Below are 5958 nucleotides of genomic sequence, written 5' to 3'. Positions count from 1 at the left end.
GTTCTCCGCTGATGCTGGGCCCGGTCACCAATCGAGAGCCCGTTCTTCATCATACCGGGGAACAACCACCTGCATCAGCACCGATCGTGCTGTGTGGCAGCGCGCCCCGCGATTACACCATGTTCATGTGGACTGACGGGCGCTTTGCAGGGTCGGTGTCGAGCGCATGAAGAGGCCGAAAGGGGGAGTACCCGTCGTTCCCGTAAACAGACGAAAGTGGCTGCTCCCGTGCGAAGCCGCTCCCAGCGCCGTCCGGTCAGGCGATTGCTTTGGTCGCATGCGAAATCGTACGCAACGACTAGGCTGGCAAAAGCCCGGCTGACCTATAGCTTTCAATCAGCGTGTCGAAGAGCGCTATGTTCGAGCGGCTCCGGGCAACGATCTGCGCCCCGGCAACTGCTGCATAGATTGCGCGGGCTCTCCCCTCGCTCTCGTCCGGGCCGACCACCTTTGCGGCGACGAGTTCCCTGCTCAACCAAGCCACGTTGACATCGGCAAAAGCCTGGACCTCTTTCAGCACCGGCTCCGGCAACTCGTCAAATTCTGCGGCCATAAAGCTGCTCAGGCAGATGCGATTATCGCGAGCCAGCGACGCGCGAAATACTCCGGGGTACTGCCGGAGGGCGTTCAATGGCGTGTCGGCATTGGCCGAGATCGCGTGCAGGTCGCGAGATATGTCCTCCCAGTAGCGGCGTGCGACAGCCTCACCGAGAAGCGCCTTGTTGGCGAAGTAATAATTGATGCTGGCCGCCTTGATGCCGACGGTCGCGGCAATATCGCGGAAATTAATGCCGCCATACCCCCGAGCCATCGCTGCCTCTCGCGCTGCCAGCATAATCGCTTCGCGCGCATTCTCTTTCATCGTCGCTGCCATTTTCAAACCTCCACCTGCCATATGGCAGACAGGGGTTGACGTTGCAAGATTCGACTTGTAATTAGCCACCTGTCATCTGGCAGGCAGGTGGCTAGCCAGATGGAAGCGAGACATCCCATGACCGACAAGCTGAAGCTCTTCACCTCTCCCTCCGCCTTCCCCAACCCGCAGCGCTTGCGGATCTTCATGCACGAGAAGGGCATCACCGATCATTTTGCCGAGACAGTTTACGACATGACGCCAGTCGGCGAGCAGCGTGGCTGGCAGCACCTGAAAATGAACGCTTGGGGCGAAACGCCGACCCTCGCGCTCGCCGATGGATCCTTCCTCAGCGAGACGTCCGCCATCGCGCGTTACCTCGACGACACGTTCGAGGGCCGCAAGATCATGGGTGCGACGCCGCAAGAGCGCGGCCTCGACCAGATGTGGGACAATCGGGTGTGGGTTCACATTCTATATCCGATCGTCACTGCATTCCACGTTCTTCATCAGGGTCTCGGCCCGAAGCTCGAGTTAACTCACAACCCCGCCTGGGGTGAGCATTCACGCAAGGTAGCGCTGACGCACGCCGGGCTCGTCGACCGGCATCTCTCGGACGGCCGCTCGTGGCTGCTGGGTGGCGACGAGCCGACCTTCTCGGACATCACGCTGGCAACAGCGATCGCCTTCTCGAAGTTCCCAGTCAACGCCACGCCGCTCGACGAGCGCTTCGAGCACATCGATGCCTTCTTCAAGCGCTGGCAGACGCGGGCGACGTTCCTCGCAGCCTATGCCGATCGGAACAGCGGAGTCGCCGAGCTCGACAGCCGCGCATGAATGTTCGGCCGACGATCCCGGCGGCCGTTCAAACCCAACCCAACCAAAGGAGACTATCATGCCTTTCGCACGCATCGATCTCATCCAGGGCAAGAGCCCGGAATATCGCGCCGCTGTGGCGGACATCGTCTATCGCGGCATCGTCGATGTCCTTGAGGCGCCCGATGGCGACCGCTTCGTGGTCGTCGGCGAGCACACCGCGGACAACCTGATCTATGATCCGACATTTCTCGACTTCAACCGGTCGCCCGACTTCATCCTGATCCAGGTCACCAGCACCGTCGGCAACAAGAAGGATACGAAGTTCGCCTTCTATCGGTTCGTCGCCGACGAACTCCAAGCCAAGCTGTCGGTCCGCCCCGACGATATCATGATCAACATGGTTTTCGTCGAAAAGGAGGACTGGTCATTCGGGGACGGCCAGCCCTGGTGATCACGGAAATTGCAGAACACTGGGGGCGGCGGAGGAGCTACCTTCGCGGCTCTCACGAACGGCGCAGGTCCTCTACCCAGACGGCGATGCACTCGTTGTTGTGAGTTGAGCTGCGCTAACTACCCGTACGCTCGCTTTCGTTGAACCTTAGGAGGACCTGATGCCGGACCATAGCCCCATGATGCCCCGGGCCGATCACCTCATCACGATCGAACAGAAGCAGCGTCGCGTCACGGTGAAGCTGAGTGGCAAGATCATTGCTGAAACTGAGCGTGCCCTGACGTTGCAGGAAGCCGATTACCCTGCCGTCCAGTATATCCCGCGTGATGATGTCGACATGACGAATCTCGCTCTCAGCCATCATCGCACGCACTGCCCTTACAAGGGAAATGCGTCTTATTTCCATGCAATGGCAGGCAATCGGCGGATAGAGAACGTCGCCTGGTCCTACGAAGCGCCGTATGACGCCGTTGGGAGCATTCGGGACTATATCGCTTTCTACCCCGACCGGGTCGACAGAATAGAGGGTGCCGCACTAGCCGGACGAACTGAGGTCTGAGCGGACCCAGATGCGGACGCTCAGGATCACATATCGGCTCCCCAACTTCGCTCATTCGTTCAGGTCCGACCGGAGGCTGCTGTTGACCTTACCGGCCGCCCGCACGTTTCCAAAGAGCGGTCGCAGTTCAACTTGCCAGCCTCGGTTGCGGACCATCTTGGCTCCCCTGAGAAAAGAAAGGGCCGATCCGAAGACCAGCCCTGATGAAGTTTGGGAGAGGATGCCTGAAAGGCTCGTCTTCTATGCTGACGTAACCGTCATGCTGCAAGTGCGAGAACGCGGAGCAAGGTTCCAAATTATGCAACGCCATGTAGCTGCTCTGCTACCTGCTCGCCTGAAGGCGCGAATGCACGATCCACAACCCTCGTCGGGAGCGCTGCCGCTACTTCGAGAGCCGCTCTCGCAGGAGTGACCATCGCCGCGGCTGCCGCTGTTTGACCGCAATGGAGAGCGCCTTACGCGACCCGACCAGGACGAGGAGTTTGCGCGCTCGGGTCACGGCCGTGTAGATCAATTCTCGGCCGAGCATGGTGTAGGCCTGCATCGTCAGCGGGAGAACGACGACGGGGTATTCCGACCCCTGCGATTTGTGGATCGTCGTTGCGTAGGCGAGCTGGAGAGCGTCCAGCTCACCAAAGTCGAAGGTTGCTTCGTTCTCGCCGAAGATTGCCGTAAGCTCAGCCTCTTGATGATCGATCCGGGTGACGACGCCCAGGTCGCCGTTGTAGATGTCTCGCTCACGATCGTTGACGATGTGCATGACCTTGTCGCCGGGTCCATATCGCTGGCCAAAGCGCTCGACGAACTCGTCCGTTGGTGGATTGATGCGCTGCTGTAGCAGCGTGTTCAGCGCACGCGCACCTGCTCCGCCCCGCTGCATGGGCGAGAGAACCTGGATGTCGCGCGCCGCCTCGAAGCCGAAGCGCCGGGGAATGTGCCTGGAGACAAGGTCCACCACTTTCTCCGCAACCTCCCCGGGCTCGTCTGCCTGTACGTAGAAGAAGTCCCCTTCGCCCCTTGCCGACAGGTCCGGTATTGTTCCTGCATTGATCCGATGAGCGTTGGTGATGATGCGGCTTGTAGCCGCCTGGCGGAAAACCTCGGTGAGCCGGACAACCGGCACTGCACCGCTCGCGATGCCGTCCTTCAGAACCTGCCCAGGTCCGACGGACGGCAGCTGGTCGACGTCTCCGACCAGGAGCAAAGCGGCGCCAGCTGGTAGTGCCTTAAGGGTCGCGTGCATAAGCATCACGTCGATCATGCTGGCCTCATCGATGACCAGCAGCTGACACTCGAGCGGGTTATGCTCGTTGCGCTTGAAGCCACCCTCTCCTGGATCGCTTTCGAGCAGCCGGTGCAGCGTCATGGCTTCCATTCCGCTGGACTCGGCCAGGCGCTTGGCGGCGCGTCCAGTCGGAGCGGCAAGAGCTATCACGACCCGCTTTGCAGCAAGGGTCTTCAGGATCGAGTTGACCAGCGTGGTCTTGCCTACACCAGGGCCACCGGTAATCACGCAAGTCTTTGACAAGAGCGCCAGGCGCATCGCTGCCTGCTGGCTTGGTGACAATTCCAAGCCCGTTCTGCCCTCGACCCAGGGGATCGCCACCTCGGCGTTTATGGCAGGCCATGGCAACAGACCTTCACGCAATCGGAGCAGTCGATCGGCTATCGACTGCTCGGCGCGGTATAGGCCGGCGAGGAACATGACCTCGCGCCCTTCCGTCACACCTGAGATCACCTCGCCAGAGGCAAGTTCATCCTGCAGCGCTTGCTCGATCAATGGCTCGGGCACTTCCAGGAGTTTCGCGCCTGATCTGAGCAGATCGTCCCGAGGGAGTCCGCAATGGCCATCATGCATCGCAGTGGTCAGCGCATGGCTGACACCCGCGCGGACACGGCGTGGATCCTCCTTGCCGTAGCCGATGCTCGATGCGATCGCATCGGCTGTCTTGAACCCGATGCCCGTGATGTCTCGAGCGAGTTGATAGGGATCTGCCTTGATCGTGGCGATCGCCTGCTCGCCATAGGTCTTGAAGATCCGCACAGCCCGCGCCGAGCTGACCCCATGGCTGTAGAGCCAGACGATGATCTCGCGGATGGCGCGCTGATCGCTCCAGCCCTTGATGATCTTGGCCTCACGCACCGGGCCAATGCCGGTTACCTCTCGGAGGCGTTCAGGCTCCTTCTCGATGACTTCGAACACATCGTGCTGGAATGCCGCCACCAGCTTGGCCGCGTAGACCGGTCCGATGCCCTTGATCATCCCCGACCCGAGGTACTTCTCCAGACCCTTGAGCGTGGTGGGCACAGTCGCCTCGACCTTCTCGGCCTTGAACTGGAGGCCGTGATTTCGATCGTTCAGCCACACGCCGCTAGCCTCGACGTACTCGCCGGCACCAATCGCCGCGGCATGGCCAATAAGCGTCACAAGATCGCGCTGGCCCCTGACCTTCAGCCGAAGAACGCAAAAGCCAGTGTCCGCGTTGTGGAACGTGACGCGCTCAACCGACCCGGCTATCTGGTCGCTATGGGACCGCATGCCTGTCTGCTGTGTCTGGTTGGCAGGTCCGAGGGCCATCTCCCGAATATACGTGCGCGATGTGGTTGGACAACGCTCTGTCGATTAACACCACGATTGCGCCGGGACGCGCGCAGATGTCGGTGATACGCTCTCATGGCCGCAGCCGCTGGGTACGTCAGCGTACGCAGAATCATGCTGGAAGCATTGCGGTAAGAAGCGCTAAACGTCCGCTCAGATCAGCACCGGCACTTAGAGCTCATAAGAGTTGGCCCGGTGACAAGAGAATGCAAACGGGGGAGTTTGCCACGCATGACCGAGGCCGTTGAGAGCAAGATAACTGTAAACCGTTCTTCGCACCAACAGCCTCGGTCAGGCTATCAAGAACTAGCACACCGCCTCACCAGCACGTCTGATCAGCGCGACATCCTTGCCGAGTTCTGGGCGGCTCACGACAGTGTGCCGCTATCGGCCATCGCTCATGCGCAACGACGCGCAAGCTCTGCCCCGCAGATCTCGCGGCGAACCAGAAGGCGAGGCTGATAAACATTGCCTGCGACAGTCGCGCAACAGGCGCTGGCCAGCTCGGCGGCGCCTCCCACTTGCAACAGTGACGGTCAAACGGCAGCGACGGCCGCGCAATGGAGTTTTCCGCTGCGGGTGAGCGGCGGCTCGTTTGTGAGAGCCAGCTGAAATGCTAGGCGTCCAATCAACCGTGTAAAGCCGATATGTAGGTCAACCTAGGACTAACGCGCGCC

The 5958-nt window shown here is 60.6% G+C and carries 5 protein-coding genes; 3 read left to right on the top strand and 2 right to left on the bottom strand.

Going from position 1 to position 5958, the window contains the following annotated elements; genetic code table 11:
• Positions 1 to 298: 298 nt before the first annotated feature.
• Positions 299 to 943, bottom strand: coding sequence for a TetR/AcrR family transcriptional regulator (locus tag GV044_RS16085; protein ID WP_236555030.1), 645 nt, complete (start codon positions 941 to 943; stop codon positions 299 to 301).
• Positions 944 to 991: 48 nt separating this feature from the next.
• Between GV044_RS16085 and GV044_RS16080 the strand changes: the two genes are divergently transcribed.
• From GV044_RS16080 to GV044_RS16070, 3 genes are all read left to right on the top strand, one after another.
• Positions 992 to 1690 (top strand): glutathione S-transferase family protein, encoded by a 699-nt coding sequence (locus tag GV044_RS16080; protein WP_159872741.1) that lies wholly within the window; start codon positions 992 to 994, stop codon positions 1688 to 1690.
• Positions 1691 to 1748: 58 nt separating this feature from the next.
• Positions 1749 to 2123, top strand: a complete 375-nt coding sequence (locus tag GV044_RS16075; protein ID WP_159872739.1) for a tautomerase family protein — start codon at positions 1749 to 1751, stop codon at positions 2121 to 2123.
• A 160-nt stretch (positions 2124 to 2283) separates the two neighbouring features.
• On the top strand, positions 2284 to 2682 hold the full coding sequence (locus GV044_RS16070; RefSeq protein WP_159872737.1) for a DUF427 domain-containing protein: 399 nt from the start codon (positions 2284 to 2286) through the stop codon (positions 2680 to 2682).
• Positions 2683 to 3064: 382 nt separating this feature from the next.
• On the opposite strand, the gene GV044_RS16065 is transcribed toward GV044_RS16070, so the two are convergent.
• Positions 3065 to 5221, bottom strand: coding sequence for an ATP-dependent RecD-like DNA helicase (locus GV044_RS16065; protein WP_159872735.1), 2157 nt, complete (start codon positions 5219 to 5221; stop codon positions 3065 to 3067).
• Positions 5222 to 5958: the final 737 nt, after the last annotated feature.

The sequence above is a fragment of the Novosphingobium sp. 9U genome (genome assembly GCF_902506425.1).
Classification (GTDB): domain Bacteria; phylum Pseudomonadota; class Alphaproteobacteria; order Sphingomonadales; family Sphingomonadaceae; genus Novosphingobium.
Note: the sequence above shows the minus strand (reverse complement) of the source record. Positions and strands in the feature narration are given on the sequence as shown.